This window comes from Patiriisocius sp. (assembly GCF_051252435.1).
Classification (GTDB): Bacteria; Bacteroidota; Bacteroidia; order Flavobacteriales; family Flavobacteriaceae; genus Patiriisocius.
In genome coordinates, this window is the sequence record NZ_JBPOFW010000005.1 from 131,450 (window position 1) to 147,773 (window position 16,324).

Below are 16,324 nucleotides of genomic sequence, written 5' to 3' on the forward strand. Positions count from 1 at the left end.
CCTTCTTTCAACGAGCTAAATAATTGACTATGAGTGCAAATAAAAACTTCACAAACCATCTTGACCGTTCAGTATTATTACTGTTTTTAGGTTTCTTTTTAGTTTCCGCAGGTACTGTTACTTATAAATATGTCAATAGAGCTTCTTGTAATGAAGTGCTGTTTTCCATGGATGCTAAAGAGTATCGAGTGGGAGAAATGATAAAATTGACAGACAATAGCCCAAATTCATCACAATGGGAATGGGATTTTGGAGATAGTTCTGAAATTTCCACCGTAAAAAGTCCACTCCATATTTTTGACAGGGAAGGAGAATACAAAGTGAAACTTAAAATTAATGACCTTTGTGAGCGTGTTGAAACAGTAGTCATAAAAGAAAGACTTAAGTTATTAGATTCTACAAAATTCCCAATATTTGAACTTCCTTCTGAAATTAGAGTGGGAAAAACCCTAAATGTAAAAGACGAAACAGACAATGCAACCACTTGGGAATGGCGTTTTGGCGAAGGTTCAACCATAGACGCTAAGACCAAACGTGCTACTTATGTTTTTGAGGAACCTGGAATTAAAACAGTTTCTTTGGTAGTTAATGGTGATTTGGAATACGTCACTAAAAAAAGAATAGAAGTGCTACCATTACCGGGTCAAAAAACAGGAGTTGCAGATATAGCCGAAATAGAAAGAGATCGACCATCAAGAATTAAGAATGCACCAACTAGCGAACCTATTAAAGATGCGCCTACAACTGCAACAATCAAAGATGCACCAACCACGAGCGATAAGCCAAGTGCTGCACCATACATAAGTGAAAAGGAATTTTCAAGAAAAGTGTTATTGGTTTCCAACGAAACACTTACTGCAAAATCGTTTTCAGACTTCTTTTGTGGTGATATAAACAAACCCATTATAGTAAATGGAGACAACACCACATTCCTAGTGTTTTGTGAAGACATCAAAGGGAAAAAAGTAAAACTTAAAAGCCTTGAAATCTTTAGAAATAAAGGTTCAAACTGTATTACAAATATTACCGTTGAATACAAAAAGAGTTGGTTTTAAATAGAAAAATAAACGTATGAGTACGACTAACAAAAATCAACACCGCATAAATTGGATTGATGGAATGAAAATAAATAAAGACCACTTCATTGAGATGGAGCACTCTTTATTATCTCATATTAATCAAAGCGAGCAAAAGGATGTTTCGCCAGTTAATTTTGGATTGCTTCCAGACTACAGCGAGTATGGTAGCGCAATTGACATTTCGCTCTCAGTGGATGGTCAAGATACTATCTCGGTGGTGTTGAACAGGTGCCGAGCAATTACTCTTGGCGGATTTCAAATTGACATCAACGATCAAACTAAGCAACTTTTAGAGCATTCTGGGTACATTTTAAAGCAAGAATATGCTATTCAAAAAGACGACAAGGAATGGTTTGTTATTTTAACCGTAAACCCTTTTAAAAGAATACCTGTAGGGGACGCAAATCCAGAAGAGGAGCCACCAAGACATCCACACGTTTTATCTGAATATAAATTAGATATTTTGCCAAAGTCTGAAGTTTCTACACAAGAAATAGGACAGCAACATATTACAATCGGAAAAATTGTCTTAGAAAATGGCAAGCCAACGATTGACCCAGATTTTATTCCACCTTGTCGTTCGGTACAAAGCCATCCGGATTTAAAATTTACCTATAACGGCATTGGTGTATTTTTAAATCAAATGGAAGCATATTCAATGCACATCATTCAAAAAATTCATCAAAAGAAGCAATCAAACGACTTGGCCGTGATGGCATTGCATCTTTCAGAACAAGTTTTACGGCACTTAAATAGCACGATTACTGACTTTAGATTCAAAGACCGCTATGCACCTCCCGTGCAAATGATTTCTCGAGTGGTAAATCTAGGAAGAGTTATAAAAAGTAGCCTCGACGTGCATGTAGGTACAGGAAAAGAAGACTTCCTTAATTATTTGACAGATTGGTGCGATTTAAACCAAGGAGCCTTTGAAAACGTTTTAGTTGAAACCATTGAAATGGAATATGTGCATACCAATCTCAACGAAGCACTCTTAAAAACATCAGCATTTACAAAACTCATGTTATCGTTATTCAAAAAACTGAATGAGCTCGATTTCATCGGTAAAAAATCTGATTCTGGAATTTTCGTAAAAGAAGAAGTAGTAGATAATACAGAAGTAAAAAGCCGCAGAAGTTTCTTATTAGATTAACTTTTGAAATTTTAAACACATTAAACTAACCACCATAAACTAACATAGACATGAAACCAAAAAATAGCAAAGATAGACGTTCCGCATTTTTAAAATTCTTAGGGCTTTTTATTGTTACAGTAGGAATGATTGTAGCAGCTGTGTACTTTAATTTTAAAGTGCCAAATAAAGAAAATGATTTGCTCAGAGCTCAATCTAAATTTATTAACGAAGAAACAGCATTCCAAAATAATTTTTACACAGAAATGGAAAAAGTAAAGTCCATGATTGACTCTCTAGATGTTCCGGGAGCGCAAGTGGATTATGAATCTAAATTGATTAGTAGTAAGTTGGTTGATATGCAAAAATCACTACCAACAAAAGATTCAACATATTTATATGATATGCACAGCTCCATAGTTCAAATGTATGTTGAGCTTATGGACAATAAGCAAAAGCTTCGTTCGCTAAGTGATGCCGAAGGTACAATCCAAGAGTACAAAGAAGCCTACGAAAGTTGCCGTCAAGACTTAAAACAGGCCGAGCGGGAATTGCGTATTAAATAATTTTTTCTGAAATATTTCAGAAAGAAAATGAACCATTAGAAAAATCCGAGATAACATCTTGGATTTTTTTTGTGAACATCATAGAAAATTCCTGAAACGTTGAAAATCTAAAAGAATCTTTTCAAATAGATATAGATAGCGACATCAATAATTATGAGAATATAATGACTTTTTAAGAATTCGTTTTAACAATATTTTAAGAAAAACGAAATACGCTACAAGTACCTTTAACGTTGATAAATAAAAAACTAAACCAATGATAAAAAGACACTTAAAATTACCATTGCTCTTATTAATGGCAATCGCTATTTCATTTACTTCTTGTAAAGAAAATGGCAGTGACATTTCAGAAGAAAGCGCGAAGCTATCAATCGATTATGAAAAATATACCTTGGACAACGGACTACAGGTAATCTTGCACCAAGATAAAAGTGATCCTATTGTATCGCTCGCTGTTCAGTACGGAGTAGGTTCTAACCGAGAAAAAACTGGACGTACAGGATTTGCTCACTTGTTTGAGCACATGTTATTTCAAGAATCTGAGAATGTACCTCAAGACCAATTCTTCAAAAAAATACAAGATGCCGGTGGTACTTTAAATGGTGGTACTTGGAAAGATGGTACTGTTTATTACGAAACTGTCCCTAGCAACGCCATGGAAATGATGATGTGGTTAGAAAGTGACCGTATGGGATGGTTTATAAATACCGTGACTGAGTCGGCTTTTGAAAACCAACAAGAAGTGGTGCAAAATGAAAAGCGTCAACGTGTAGATAATAATCCTTATGGGCACACAAGTTGGGTTATTGACAAAGCAATTTATCCTGAAGGTCATCCTTACAACTGGCAAGTTATTGGTGAGCTCGTTGATTTACAAAGTGCTACTGTAGCAGATGTTCGAGAGTTTTATGAGAAATTCTATGGTCCTAACAACGCCACGTTAGTTTTAGCAGGAGATTTTGAGACTGCTGAAGCTAAGAAAATGATTGAAAAGTATTTTGGAGAAGTAAAGAAAGGGAAAGATGTGCCTAAAATGGAGCCCATGCCTGTAACACTTGAGGCATCAAAAAGATTATACCACGAGGATAATTTTGCAACTACCGCACAGCTAAATATGGTATGGCCTACAGTTGAACAATACACTCAAGACTCTTACGCGTTGAGTTTATTGGGTAGATTATTATCTCGAGGTAAAAAAGCACCATTATACCAAGTTTTGGAAAAAGAAAAAGAACTTTCTTCTAGTTACTATTCGTATAATGAATCAGCAGAATTGGCTGGAGTTTTTAGAATTTCGGTTACCGCAAATGATGGAAAAAGTTTAAAGGATGTGGAAACTGGAATTAATGAAGCTTTTGATTTATTTGAAAAAGAAGGAGTTACAGAAAGAGATATGGCACGAGTAAAAGCAGGTCAAGAAACTGATTTCTATAACGGAATTAGCAGCGTGCAAGGAAAAGCATTCCAATTGGCTAGCTATAACGTATTCACGGGAGACCCAAGTTTTATTGAAAAAGATATTGAAAATTATAATAAAGTCACAAAGGAAGATGTAATGCGTGTTTACAATACATACATTAAAGATAAGCCTTTTGTGATGACTAGTTTTGTGCCGAAAGGAAAAACAGAACTTATTGCTGAAAACTCAGTAAAGGCTGAAGTTGTCGAAGAAGAAATTGTTGAGAATGTAGTAAAAGAAACAGTTGAGGAAAATACAGAAGAAGTTGCAAAGACACCTTCAGTTTTTGACCGTTCAGTTGAGCCTGCACAGGGAACTTCGCCAGCTCTCAATGTACCAAGCAGTTGGACGTCTGAATTGGCTAACGGAATGGAAGTTTACGGTATTGAACAAAATGAAATCCCAACAGTTAACTTTAATATCGTTATCGAAGGAGGGCATTTACTCGACAGTATGGATAAAAATGGTGTTGCAAATTTGATGACCGATATTATGATGGAAGGAACCGCAACAAAAACACCACAAGAACTTGAAGAAGAAATTGAGCTGTTAGGAGCTAACATAAACATGTACACGACTCGCGAATCTATTGTAATACAAGTAAATACTTTGGTGCGAAATTATGAGGCGACAATGGCTTTGGTGGAAGAAATTTTAACACAACCACGTTGGGATGAGGAAGAATTTGGGCGTATTAAAACAGCAACAATTAATCAAGTAAAGAGGTCTGCGGCAAATCCTAATACAGTTGCCGGAAACGTGTTCAATAAATTGCTGTACGGTGAAGAACATATTTTTTCGTATCCTACTTCAGGGACGGTTGAGTCTATTGAGTCGATTACAATGGACGACTTAAAAGCATTTTATGCTAAAAATTTCTCACCTTCTATCTCTAGATTCCATATTGTTGGTAAAATTGATAAAAGCAAAGCACTTGACGGCTTAACCAGTTTAGAGAAAAATTGGGCTGCAAAAGAAGTAACTATTCCAGAATATCCCGTTGCAAACAACAGAGATAAATCTTCTGTTTATTTTGTTGATATCCCTAGTGCAAAGCAATCTGTAATACAAATAGGTAATATTTCATTGGCAAGAACAGACGATGATTTCTACCCAGCTGAAGTTATGAATTATGCTTTAGGTGGTGCTTTCAACGGAGTTGTAAATAGAATTTTACGTGAAGAAAAAGGATATACCTATGGAGCTCGAACTGGTTTTAGTGGGAGTACAATTCCGGGAACTTTTAGAGCAACTTCAAGCGTGAGAACAAACACTACGGGAGAGTCGGTTGAAATCTTTAGAGAAGAAATGAATAAGTATAAAGAAGGAATTTCGCAAGAAGACCTAGACTTTACGAAGAACGCATTGATCAAATCAAATGCACGACGTTTTGAGACTCAGTTTGCATTATTGGGCATGTTGCAGGAAATGAGCGCTTACGATTTGGATCCTGATTATATCGAAAAAGAGGAAGCTACTGTTCGTAACATGACCTTGGCACGACATAAAGAACTTGCAAATAAATACTTGGACCCATCAAAAATGGCGTATTTAGTGGTTGGTGACGCAGAAAGTCAGTTCACACAGTTTAAGGATATGGGCTTCGATGAGGTGCTTTTAATGGATAAAGACGGAGAGGAAGTAAAGCTTAAGAATGTAAAAATGTAAGTATTCTTTCTTCGGAAATATTAAAAATGATAGAAACGGGAAGCTAAATTGGCTTCCCGTTTTTCGTTTTAAAATCATACCTTTAAAGTTGAAGTTAGTAGTATTTCTGAAATATGAATAATTACAATCCAATTGAAAAACCCATTTAAAAACTTAGGTCCGGGAACACTTGTAGCTGCCGCATTTATTGGGCCTGGTACCGTTACCGTTTGTACGCTCGCAGGTGTTAATTATAGTTTTACATTGTTGTGGGCAATGCTATTATCTATTATTGCTACGATTGTGTTGCAAGAAATGGCAGCGAGATTGGGACTCGTTTCAGGGAAAAGTTTGGCTTCGGTAGTAAAGAATGAAATCCACAATCCGGCGCTTAAAGCGGGTGCGATTATTTTAATGCTCTCTGCAATTTTAATAGGTAATGCAGCTTACGAAGCGGGCAATATTAGCGGTGGCGTTTTGGGTTTGGAAACTTTGCTACACCCTTCAAGTTTAAATTTTGGTGATTTCAATTTAAATCTTTTTAGTGTATTGATAGGGGCAATTGCGTTCATTTTATTGTACCTGGGAAATTATAAAATCATTGAAAAGGCGTTAGTTTCATTGGTGATTTTAATGAGTCTATCCTTTATTATCGCGGCAATTTTTACCACCCCAAATATTTCCGAAGTTTTAAAAGGACTATTTATACCTAGCGTTCCGGACGAAAGTATTTTAATGATAATTGGTCTTGTGGGGACAACCGTAGTGCCGTATAATCTGTTTTTGCACGCTTCACTGGTTTCAGAAAAATGGAAAGGAGTGACCGAATTAAACACCGCTAGAAAAGATTTATACGTGAGTATCGCGCTTGGCGGAATAGTGTCAATAGCAATAATTATTTGCGCTGCCGGAGCACAACAAACCGAAATCAATAATGCAGCAGACCTCGCAAAGAGCCTAGAACCGCTCTATGGAAATTTAGCAAAATATTTACTTAGTATCGGACTTTTCGCTGCCGGAATTACCTCTGCAATCACAGCACCACTTGCTGCAGCCTACGTTGCCAAAGGGGTTTTTGGTTGGAATGTGGGATTGAAGGATTTTAAATTTAGAATGGTTTGGGGATTTATTTTGGTTATCGGGGTTGTTTTTTCATCCATTGGCTTTAGTTCTATTGAAATTATAAAATTCGCACAAATAGCAAATGGTCTTTTATTGCCCATTATTGCAGGCTTTTTACTTTGGGTCGTAAACAAGAAAAATGTTCTTGGAAATTATGTAAATTCTAAGCTTCAAAACATACTCGGATTCATTATTCTAATCACAACAATACTATTGGGAGCACGGACTATTTTTAAAGTATTTAATGTGATTTAAAGCTAATGTCCGGTTGAGCGCAGTCGAAACCTACTTGTAACAAAGAGGCGTAAATTTTAAACCGAATAATTAAAATACAACATATTCTAATAAATGTCAAACAGCATACAAATAGATATCAACGCAGACCTGGGTGAAGGCATGGGCAATGACGCTCAAATAATGCAATTGATTTCGTCGTGCAATATTGCTTGTGGCGGACATTCGGGGAATACTAAATCTATTTTAAAGACATTGAAACTGGCAAAAAAGCACGGAGTAAAAGTAGGGGCGCACCCTTCATTTCCAGATAGGGACAACTTTGGTAGGGAATTAATCACAATGACCAAAAGCGAGTTGACTCAATCCATTTTTGAACAGATTATGATATTTCAAAAATGTTGCGAACAAGCAGCAATATCAATGCATCACGTTAAATTACACGGTGCACTATATAATTATGCTGCAAAAGATGCGCCTACGGCAGATGCAGTGGTTGATGCCATTTTAAAAACTGGGGTAAGACTTGTTTTGTACGTCCCGCCCAACTCGGTGCTTGCGGAAAAAGCAAAGAATCTGCTACCAATCAAATATGAGGCATTTATTGATAGAGCTTACAATAACGACCTGTCTCTGGTTTCGAGAAAAGTAAAAAATGCAGTTATTGAGAACGAAGAAAAAGCCTTTAGCCAATTGGTCGAAATGGCGTTGAAACAAAATGTAGTTGCCATTGATGGCAACCATGTTTCATTAAAAGCCAGTACGTTTTGCATCCACGGAGATAATAAAAATGTATTGGGAATTCTTAATTTTATAAGAAATGAAGCACCAAAACACGGAATCGCTATTGTATGAAATATCCCATTTTAAAGCCCTACGGATTACATGCTATTTTGCTGGAATGGGAGCAAAAAATCGCTCCTGAAATACATAAAGAGGTCATAAAATTTCAAAACTTGATTACGATGAATTTTAGTGATGAGATTGTTGAATTAGTACCTGCGTACAATTCGCTTGCCGTTTATTTACAAAAATCAACAAAACTTGAAAACTTTGTTGAATGCTTAAAAAGTATTGAAATTAATGCTTCGGAAATTTCAAATAATGAAAGACACGTTGTTCACATCCCCGTTTGTTATGAACCAACATTTGGAATAGATATTTCCGAAGTTGCTAAACTTAAAAACCTTTCAATTCCTGAAATTATTAGATTGCATACGCAACAAACGTATCCAGTTTATTTTTTAGGATTTCTTCCAGGGTTTCCTTATTTGGGTGGGCTTGATGAGCGATTGTGCATTAAAAGAAAAAAAGAACCAAGGGCACAAATCCCCTCCGGGAGTGTAGCCATTAGCGGAAATCAAACAGGAATTTACCCCAGCGACTCTCCCGGGGGGTGGAATATTATTGGACGCACGCCTTTGGATTTATTTTCGGTTGTAGATGCTACTTGTCTTTTAAAAGCTGGCGATAGCGTTAAATTTTATGAAATTTCAGAAGAAGAATTTAATCAAATTAAAGGTCAAATTGAAGCTGAAAATTATGTTTTGAGAAGGGAGGTTATTGATGGTTAAAATTATCACTAGCGGACTTTACACAACGTTACAAGATAGCGGAAGATTTGGGTATCGCAATCAAGGAATCCCGGTCTCGGGAGCGATGGATTTACGGAGTGCCTTCTTAGCGAACAAGATTTTGGGTAACGACGAAAACGAAGCTGTCATTGAGATTACGATGCTGGGTCCAACTTTGTATTTTGAGGAGAAGACTATCATTTGTATCACGGGAGCAACATTCAAACCTCTACTCAATGGTATAGAAATTTCAATGTTCAAAAGTATACTTATTGAAAAGAATAGTACTTTAAAGATGGGCACGGCATTAAATGGAATGAGAGGATATATTGCTGTAAAGGGTGGTTTTGATGTTGAAAAAGTTTTTGTGAGTTACAGTCAATACAAAGGAATTACGACTCAATTTCAACTTAAAAAAGGAGATAGATTATCGTTAAAACAACCCGATATTGATGGGGATAAAATTTCAGAAATAAATATTATGACAAAGATTTCTTCTGAAATATATCTCGATGTTACAAAGGGGCCAGAATTCGATTTGTTGACGCTGCACGAACAGCAAAATCTCTTGCGATTTAAAGGGACAATAGATTCTCAAAGTAATCGAATGGCGTATTTACTGGGCGTTATTCCAAAATTAAATCCGCTTGAAATTATTACAAGCGCCGTGCAGCCGGGAACTGTGCAAGTGACTCCCAATGGAAATTGTATCGTATTAATGCGAGATGCTCAAACCACTGGAGGATATGCTAGGGTGTTACAACTTACGCCCGAATCTATTGATAGATTGAGCCAAAAAAGACCTTTAGAAAAAGTTTGTTTTAGGATTATTAAGGATAGGGGAAAAACCCTTTAATTAGAGAGGGTTTTTCCTGTATTTTAGATTTTGGTTAGCTGTGATGTAGTTAATTACATACATTTAAAAGCTAAACGACCTACAATATGAGTAAACCGAAAAATACTATTACAGTCGCTCTAGCGAAAAAATTACGAAAAAACTGGAATCATACTCGTGCGATTGATTTAGAAACGTCGAGGGGTTCAAAAGATGTGAGTGATGTTACTTTTAGTTTGAGTGAATTAGAGGAGTTTGTAGAATACGTAAGGGGTGAGTCTGACAATCAAAAAATTGAGAATCCGGGTGTCAGGGTTTTCTTCGCGGCATATAATGAAGATGACAATGATGGAGCAACAGTATTTTTAGCTCCAACGAAAGGAACCGTTGGTACATCTGAAAATAATTATGATATAGACCCATTAAATATGGGAGGACAAGGGTGGCCACCTAATCAGTATTAATGGATATAAATAACTACTTGGTCCATGTGTTACCTGTCTTGTTCATTGAGCTGTTGGCAGCAATGGTAGGCACATATTATTTAAATAGAATAAAACCAGAAAAGGGCGATATCGTGTTTGTTGCTCTTTTGTGGTTTGTCTTTATAGTTGAACTGATTGCTGAATATTCTCCAATTGCATATTTTTCTGATTACGAATATTTTGAGTTCGTTAAAGGAACCGTTATAGAGACAAATACTTGGATGTATAATCTAAGTCTCTTAATCACATTTATTGTTTTGTTTAACTATTTTAAATGGAAACTTATCGAGAATAAGCTTATAAAACTAATCAATATATTAATATGGATTTTTGTTATTTCATGTGTTGTTAATTTAGTTATTTCAGGTATTTTCTTTTCTCTTGTGTCTGTATATACATTATTAGCGGGTACGATGTTACTGTTATTTATAATTGGCATTTTTCAATTACAACTTCTAAATAGCGATGAGATATTAAATTTTAGTGGCATTTTACCGTTTTATGTTTCTATTGGGGCTACAGTTTTAAACTTATGTTTAGTTCCTTTTGCGATATATGGTAAATATTGGGCATCTTCAATTAGTCCAGAATTTATAGCGTTTAGATCAAATGCTTTGCTAATCGTAAATCTATTGGTATATTCCATTTATATTTTCGGTTTTATCGCATGTCTAAAGAAGAAATCTTATTAATTCTATATGTTATCTTGGTCATGCTGGGATTTACTGTTTTTGTAATTTTCTTTATCCTTGCATTTCAGAAGAGAAAAAATAAATTTCTCATAGAAAGAATTAAAACCGAACAGCGTTTTACAAAAGAGATAGAAGTCTCTCGGTTAGAAATCCAAGAACAGACGCTTAAAAACTTTGCATGGGAACTCCATGACAACATAGGGCAGTTGTTGAGTGTCACGAATATGCAATTAAGCATCTTGCAACAAAAAGTGCCCGAAGATTACAAAGCCTCTTTAAAAGAGACTTCTGAAATTATCCAGAAAACCATAAATGAAGTACGTTTACTGTCAAAAACTTTGAATAATGACGTTGTTTTAAAGAATGGTCTTTTAGCGTCCATTGAAAATGAACTCTCCAGATTTGACCGTATGAAATCTTTAACGACAAAACTTGACGTTAGCGGAACTCCGATAATATTAAACCGTGAAAAGCAAATCTTGGTATTCCGAATATTTCAAGAATATTGTTTAAACGTACTTAAGCATGCTAAGGCTAGTGAATTAAAAGTGGATGTCCGTTTTGAAGAAAAGCAATTAATCTTACAAATGGATGACAATGGAGTTGGATTTGATACCACTTCAAAAAGTACGAGTAATGGTTTAGAGACAATGAAGGGCAGAGCAAATTTGCTCAATGCAACATTTAAGATAACTTCAATAATAGGTGAAGGCACCTCATTAATGCTAAAATTTCCATACGTATGATTTCAAAAGACATCAAAGTTTCAATTGTTGATGACCATCAATTATTTGCAAGTTCATTATCGCAGCTCATTCAATCATTTGATGGGTTTGAGGTTTTATTTATTGCTGAAAATGGAAAATCCCTCCAAGAAAAATTATTGCTTTCTTCGGAAATTCCAAACTTAGTATTACTGGACATGAATATGCCCGTTATGAATGGCCCTGAAACAATGCAATGGTTGCATAAAAATCATCCATCAATTAAAGTACTAGCGCTATCAATGGAAGATGAAGAAGCTATTATTCTGAATATGTTACGCAAAGGAGCCAACGGATATTTATTGAAAGATATTCACCCTGAAGAACTCCAAATTGCCATGACACAAGTAATGGAAAAAGGTTTTTATCACACAGATCAGGTTGCTCAAGTTTTAGTAAATTCAATTGTAAATAATGGCTTGATTGAGGATGACTCCTTTAAAGAAAAAGAACTCAATTTCATTCGACTATGTTGCACCGAAATGACCTACAGAGAGATTGCCGAAGAGATGCATTTGAGCCCTAAAACAATTGACGGATATCGTGACGCAATCTTTAGAAAATTGCAATTGCGCAATAGGGTGGGACTGGTAATGTATGCTTTAAAAAACAACATTTATCGACCCTGATTTGTTGATTAACAACTTTTAGTCTTGTCTAAATAAATTAAACAAGTAGCTTTAAATCAAAGAATTATGTTAAATTAATTAAATAGATGGTTAATATTATGATTTTAAGCAAGAATTCCAAATAACATCATATTGTGGGGGTGCAATTAATATTATTTTCTCTTTTAAAACAGGATGAACAAGTGTCAATTTTCTCGCGTGAAGATGAATAGATCCATCCTTATTGCTTCTGTCAAAACCATATTTTAAATCTCCTTTTATTGGACTGCCTATGGTTGAAAGCTGTGCTCTAATTTGGTGATGTCTTCCAGTTTCGAGGTGGATTTCCAACAATGAATAATTGTCTAATTTTTTTACAATTTTGTAGCTCAAAATTGCTTTTTTACTATCAGGCACTTCTTTGATATGTGCGTAGCTTTTGTTCTGTTTTGGATTCCGTTTTAAAAAATGTACCAAGCGGTCACTTTCTTTTTCAGGAATATTTTTGACGATTGCCCAATACACTTTTTCGGTTTCCCTTTCAGCAAAAAGCTTATTGAGTCTTGTAAGTGCTTTTGAAGTTCTAGCAAAAATTACAATGCCACTTGTAGGTCTGTCAAGACGATGCACGACACCCAAATAAACGGCTCCTGGTTTGTTATATTTTTCTGCAATATATTCCTTCGCAACTTCAGAGAGGGGTTTGTCGCCCGTATTGTCTCCCTGAACAATATCGCCAGGACGTTTATTCACTACTAATAAATGATTATCCTCGAAGATGACTTGAAGATTGCTAGCGGTGCTTAATTTGTTGTCATAATTTTTAGAAACCACAATAAAGAAATTTAAGTTTATAAAAGCTCAAAACTTAATATTGCTCATCGTCGTTGGGGAAGTCACCTTTTTTAACGTCGTCACTGTACGATTTGAATGCTGTTGTCATTTCAGTAAACATATCTAGGTAACGTCTTAAAAACCTAGGATTAAACTCGTGTGTCATGCCTAGCATATCGTGTGTTACGAGTACTTGCCCGTCAACGCCGCCACCGGCGCCAATTCCTATAATGGGAATGGTAAGGCTTTTTGCCACTTCTTCGGCTAATTGTGCTGGTACTTTTTCAAGAACGATGGCAAAACATCCTGCTTTTTGAAGCAATAGCGCGTCTTCTTTTAATATTTCGGCTTCTTCTTTATGCTTTGCTCTAACGGTATACGTCCCAAATTTATAGATACTCTGTGGTGTTAATCCTAAATGCCCCATCACTGGAATACCAGCATTCAGAATACGTTTTACAGATTCTTTAATCTCTCTTCCACCTTCAACTTTTACTGCGTGTCCACCACTTTCTTTCATGATTCTAATAGCAGAGCGCAACGCTTCTTTAGGGTCGCTTTGATAACTTCCGAAGGGAATATCTACAACAACGAGACTTCGTTCAACACCTCTTATGACAGAGGCGGCATGATAAATCATTTGATCTAAAGTAATTGGCAACGTGGTTTCGTGCCCAGCCATTACATTTGAAGCCGAGTCGCCCACGAGGATTACGTCTATTCCGGCTCCATCTACAATTTTGGCCATTGTAAAATCGTATGCGGTCAACATAGAAATCTTTTCTCCACGTTTTTTCATATCAACCAAGGTTTTCGTGGTGATGCGCTTGTACTCTTTTTTTGCTAAAGACATAAATTAAATTATTGATCGTAAAAATACTAATTTTGAATGGTAACCACTATACATTAAAACTATGAAGTCATTCTGCATTATCTTCTATCTCCTTGCATATAATTGGGGAGTACCTGCTCAATCCCAATTCGCTCAACAAGATGCCGAATTAATCGTTGATGCTTTTTTTGAAGGTTTTCATGAGGGCGATACGCTGAAGATGAGGCAGGTCATGTCAAAAAATATAGTGATGCAAACAGCGTTTAAAAATAAAAATGGTGAGCATATTGTAGATACTACAAATGTTATAGATTTTTTGTCCTCAATTGCAAATCGCCCCGAAGAACAACAATGGGATGAGCGTTTGCTCGATTATCGAGTGCAAATTGATGGAAACCTTGCGCATGTTTGGACACCGTATCAGTTTTATTTCAACGGAAATTTTAGTCATTGTGGAGCAAATGCTTTTACATTGACCAAAACGAACGAGGGATGGAAAATTCAACATTTAATAGACTCCCGAAGGAGAGAGGGATGTCTTAATGATTAGCAATCACTCATATTCACCTGTACGGCAAGACCGCCTTCGCTGGTTTCTTTGTATTTATTTGCCATATCTTTTGCCGTTTGCCACATTGTAGCAATCACTTTGTCAATAGGCACTTTGGTTTGTGACGGGTCTGCATCTAGCGCTAGTTCGCATGCGTTAATAGCTTTTAAAGCACCCATTGCATTTCGTTCAATACACGGTATTTGTACCAATCCGCCAATAGGGTCGCAGGTTAGGCCTAGGTGGTGTTCCATGGCAATTTCCGCAGCGATTAGACATTGCTCAGGAGAACCTCCCATAAGTTCAGTCAAGGCTCCTGCTGCCATTGCAGAAGATACGCCAATCTCAGCTTGGCATCCCCCCATTGCGGCGCTAATGGTCGCACCTTTTTTAAATAGACTGCCAATTTCGCTGGAAACCAATAAAAATCTGCGCACATCTTCAAAATTGGCATCGTGATTTTCTATTACCATGTAGTACATCAATACAGCAGGAATAACTCCTGCACTACCGTTTGTTGGAGCAGTGACCACGCGCCCTAACGAGGCGTTTACTTCGTTAACGGCAAGTGCAAAGCAGGAAACCCATTTAAGGATTTGACGAAATTTGACTTCCGTATTGCGTATGGCTTCAACCCACTCGGTCGCATTGTTATATTTGCTTTCATCGGGCATCAACGTTTTGTGCGTCGCATAGGCGCGACGGCGCACGTTGAGTCCTCCTGGGAGCGTTCCTACGGTATGACAGCCCACATACATAGAATCGAGCATTACATCCCAGATGGCTTTTAAACCCTCATTTATTTCAGTTTCGGTGCGTAGTGAAAGTTCGTTTTGGAGTACCATTTCTGAAATAGGAAAACCTTCTTCATTGCAGTATTTTATAACATCAATACCAGTTTCTGTTTGGTAAGGGAAATTTCCGAAGTTCTTTAACTTCTTTTTTGCACGCTTTCGCTCTTTTTGAACCACAAACCCCCCACCAATAGAATAATAGGTCATGTGCCGTTTAGTGCCATTTTTTAATAAGCATCTAAAGGTGATACCGTTGGGGTGGAATTCTAAAAATTTGCGGTTGAAAGTGATGTTTTCCTTTGCTACAAAAGGAATATCGAGTTCGCTATTAAGCTTTAAAATATGATTGTTTTTTATACTCTCAATTTCAGTTTCAATATTTTCTATCGGAAATGTAACCGGGTCAAAACCGCAGAGCCCCAATTGCACAGCAACGTCTGTCGCGTGGCCCCTGCCGGTTAATGAAAGGGAACCGTATAAATCGACTGAAATTTCAGTAATATCATCAAAATAGCCGTGACGCTTACAATGGTCAATCCATCTCCCTGCAGCGCGCCAAGGTCCTAGAGTGTGTGAGCTCGAGGGACCAACACCAATTTTCAACATATCAAAAACACTGATACTTTCCATAGTTCATTATTTGTGTCTCAAACGTACTGAATTTATTGATATTCCCCTTTCGTTTTGTTAATATCTTAACAGGATATATTCCTATTTATTGGAATATATCCATATTTTTGCTTTATGGAAATTACTATCTCAGGAAAGATTCAAAAAAGTAAAGATTTGCACGCACCAGAAATCTCAAAACAAACGGGATTCCCAAGTCCAGCAACACATTATTTAGAGTCTTCAATAGACTTAAATAAAGAACTCACACAAAATAAAGATGCTACTTTTTTTGTGAGAGTGGAAGGTGACGCATGGTCTGAGTTCACAATATTAAATCAAGACGTATTAATTGTGGACAGGGCAATACAGCCTCGCACGGGAGATTTAGCTTTGATTGTAGAAGAAGGAGAATTCAATGTACTCTATATATCCTTCACCACATCAACAGCGCCCTTAACACTTTGGGGAGTTATCACTTACATAATACATAAAGTACAATGATAGC

General features: G+C 36.5%; 17 protein-coding genes. 14 read left to right on the forward strand and 3 right to left on the reverse strand.

Annotated features, from left to right (window positions below):
- Nucleotides 1–29 precede the first annotated feature (29 nt).
- The 12 genes from ACSHW7_RS12230 (at nt 30) to ACSHW7_RS12285 (ending at nt 12,218) form a co-directional block, all read left to right on the forward strand.
- A complete protein-coding gene (locus ACSHW7_RS12230; protein ID WP_435679644.1) occupies nt 30–1,055 on the forward strand; it encodes a PKD domain-containing protein in 1,026 nt (341 codons plus the stop codon).
- Between the two features lie 16 nt (nt 1,056–1,071).
- Nucleotides 1,072–2,232, forward strand: coding sequence for a hypothetical protein (locus ACSHW7_RS12235; protein ID WP_435679645.1), 1,161 nt, complete (start codon nt 1,072–1,074; stop codon nt 2,230–2,232).
- Nucleotides 2,233–2,282: 50 nt separating this feature from the next.
- Complete coding sequence (tssO, locus tag ACSHW7_RS12240; protein WP_435679646.1) at nt 2,283–2,777, forward strand: type VI secretion system TssO; 495 nt, start codon at nt 2,283–2,285, stop codon at nt 2,775–2,777.
- Between the two features lie 256 nt (nt 2,778–3,033).
- The gene (locus tag ACSHW7_RS12245; protein WP_435679647.1) at nt 3,034–5,904 is read left to right on the forward strand and encodes a M16 family metallopeptidase; all 2,871 of its coding nucleotides are present in this window, start codon (nt 3,034–3,036) and stop codon (nt 5,902–5,904) included.
- A 132-nt stretch (nt 5,905–6,036) separates the two neighbouring features.
- On the forward strand, nt 6,037–7,260 hold the full coding sequence (locus ACSHW7_RS12250) for an Nramp family divalent metal transporter (RefSeq protein WP_435679648.1): 1,224 nt from the start codon (nt 6,037–6,039) through the stop codon (nt 7,258–7,260).
- A 93-nt stretch (nt 7,261–7,353) separates the two neighbouring features.
- On the forward strand, nt 7,354–8,094 hold the full coding sequence (gene pxpA / locus ACSHW7_RS12255; protein ID WP_435679649.1) for a 5-oxoprolinase subunit PxpA: 741 nt from the start codon (nt 7,354–7,356) through the stop codon (nt 8,092–8,094).
- A complete protein-coding gene (gene pxpB / locus ACSHW7_RS12260) occupies nt 8,091–8,813 on the forward strand; it encodes a 5-oxoprolinase subunit PxpB (protein WP_435679650.1) in 723 nt (240 codons plus the stop codon). The genes pxpA and pxpB overlap by 4 nt, the downstream gene beginning before the upstream one ends.
- Entirely contained in the window at nt 8,806–9,669 is an 864-nt protein-coding gene (locus ACSHW7_RS12265; protein ID WP_435679651.1) for a biotin-dependent carboxyltransferase family protein, read from the forward strand. Before pxpB ends, ACSHW7_RS12265 begins: the two co-directional genes overlap by 8 nt.
- A gap of 86 nt (nt 9,670–9,755) precedes the next feature.
- A complete protein-coding gene (locus tag ACSHW7_RS12270; RefSeq protein ID WP_435679652.1) occupies nt 9,756–10,112 on the forward strand; it encodes a hypothetical protein in 357 nt (118 codons plus the stop codon).
- Nucleotides 10,112–10,825, forward strand: coding sequence for a hypothetical protein (locus ACSHW7_RS12275; protein ID WP_435679653.1), 714 nt, complete (start codon nt 10,112–10,114; stop codon nt 10,823–10,825). Before ACSHW7_RS12270 ends, ACSHW7_RS12275 begins: the two co-directional genes overlap by 1 nt.
- The gene (locus ACSHW7_RS12280) at nt 10,801–11,571 is read left to right on the forward strand and encodes a sensor histidine kinase (protein WP_435679654.1); all 771 of its coding nucleotides are present in this window, start codon (nt 10,801–10,803) and stop codon (nt 11,569–11,571) included. The genes ACSHW7_RS12275 and ACSHW7_RS12280 overlap by 25 nt, the downstream gene beginning before the upstream one ends.
- Entirely contained in the window at nt 11,568–12,218 is a 651-nt protein-coding gene (locus ACSHW7_RS12285; protein ID WP_435679655.1) for a response regulator transcription factor, read from the forward strand. Before ACSHW7_RS12280 ends, ACSHW7_RS12285 begins: the two co-directional genes overlap by 4 nt.
- A 96-nt stretch (nt 12,219–12,314) precedes the next feature.
- On the opposite strand, the gene ACSHW7_RS12290 is transcribed toward ACSHW7_RS12285, so the two are convergent.
- Nucleotides 12,315–13,031: an RluA family pseudouridine synthase gene (locus tag ACSHW7_RS12290; RefSeq protein ID WP_435679656.1), complete on the reverse strand. Its 717-nt coding sequence runs from the start codon at nt 13,029–13,031 to the stop codon at nt 12,315–12,317.
- Nucleotides 13,032–13,065: 34 nt separating this feature from the next.
- The gene (panB, locus tag ACSHW7_RS12295; protein WP_435679657.1) at nt 13,066–13,884 is read right to left on the reverse strand and encodes a 3-methyl-2-oxobutanoate hydroxymethyltransferase; all 819 of its coding nucleotides are present in this window, start codon (nt 13,882–13,884) and stop codon (nt 13,066–13,068) included.
- 61 nt (nt 13,885–13,945) lie between these two features.
- Between panB and ACSHW7_RS12300 the strand changes: the two genes are divergently transcribed.
- Nucleotides 13,946–14,413 (forward strand): nuclear transport factor 2 family protein, encoded by a 468-nt coding sequence (locus ACSHW7_RS12300; RefSeq protein WP_435679658.1) that lies wholly within the window; start codon nt 13,946–13,948, stop codon nt 14,411–14,413.
- Here the strand turns inward: ACSHW7_RS12300 and ACSHW7_RS12305 are convergent.
- Entirely contained in the window at nt 14,410–15,837 is a 1,428-nt protein-coding gene (locus ACSHW7_RS12305) for an L-serine ammonia-lyase (protein ID WP_435679659.1), read from the reverse strand. The two genes, ACSHW7_RS12300 and ACSHW7_RS12305, sit on opposite strands and share 4 nt — an antisense overlap.
- A 114-nt stretch (nt 15,838–15,951) precedes the next feature.
- Here ACSHW7_RS12305 and ACSHW7_RS12310 point away from each other — a divergent pair, with 114 nt between their 5' ends.
- Complete coding sequence (locus tag ACSHW7_RS12310) at nt 15,952–16,320, forward strand: S24 family peptidase (protein ID WP_435679660.1); 369 nt, start codon at nt 15,952–15,954, stop codon at nt 16,318–16,320.
- Nucleotides 16,321–16,324: the final 4 nt, after the last annotated feature.

Coding starts and splice junctions, on each gene's coding strand:
- ACSHW7_RS12305 (WP_435679659.1), bottom strand. CDS start 15,837: ATGGAAAGTATCAGTGTTTTTGATATGTTGAAAATTGGTGTTGGTCCC.
- panB (WP_435679657.1), bottom strand. CDS start 13,884: ATGTCTTTAGCAAAAAAAGAGTACAAGCGCATCACCACGAAAACCTTG.
- ACSHW7_RS12300 (WP_435679658.1), top strand. CDS start 13,946: ATGAAGTCATTCTGCATTATCTTCTATCTCCTTGCATATAATTGGGGA.
- tssO (WP_435679646.1), top strand. CDS start 2,283: ATGAAACCAAAAAATAGCAAAGATAGACGTTCCGCATTTTTAAAATTC.
- ACSHW7_RS12230 (WP_435679644.1), top strand. CDS start 30: ATGAGTGCAAATAAAAACTTCACAAACCATCTTGACCGTTCAGTATTA.
- ACSHW7_RS12235 (WP_435679645.1), top strand. CDS start 1,072: ATGAGTACGACTAACAAAAATCAACACCGCATAAATTGGATTGATGGA.
- ACSHW7_RS12285 (WP_435679655.1), top strand. CDS start 11,568: ATGATTTCAAAAGACATCAAAGTTTCAATTGTTGATGACCATCAATTA.
- ACSHW7_RS12270 (WP_435679652.1), top strand. CDS start 9,756: ATGAGTAAACCGAAAAATACTATTACAGTCGCTCTAGCGAAAAAATTA.
- ACSHW7_RS12280 (WP_435679654.1), top strand. CDS start 10,801: ATGTCTAAAGAAGAAATCTTATTAATTCTATATGTTATCTTGGTCATG.
- ACSHW7_RS12265 (WP_435679651.1), top strand. CDS start 8,806: ATGGTTAAAATTATCACTAGCGGACTTTACACAACGTTACAAGATAGC.
- ACSHW7_RS12245 (WP_435679647.1), top strand. CDS start 3,034: ATGATAAAAAGACACTTAAAATTACCATTGCTCTTATTAATGGCAATC.
- pxpA (WP_435679649.1), top strand. CDS start 7,354: ATGTCAAACAGCATACAAATAGATATCAACGCAGACCTGGGTGAAGGC.
- pxpB (WP_435679650.1), top strand. CDS start 8,091: ATGAAATATCCCATTTTAAAGCCCTACGGATTACATGCTATTTTGCTG.
- ACSHW7_RS12310 (WP_435679660.1), top strand. CDS start 15,952: ATGGAAATTACTATCTCAGGAAAGATTCAAAAAAGTAAAGATTTGCAC.
- ACSHW7_RS12275 (WP_435679653.1), top strand. CDS start 10,112: ATGGATATAAATAACTACTTGGTCCATGTGTTACCTGTCTTGTTCATT.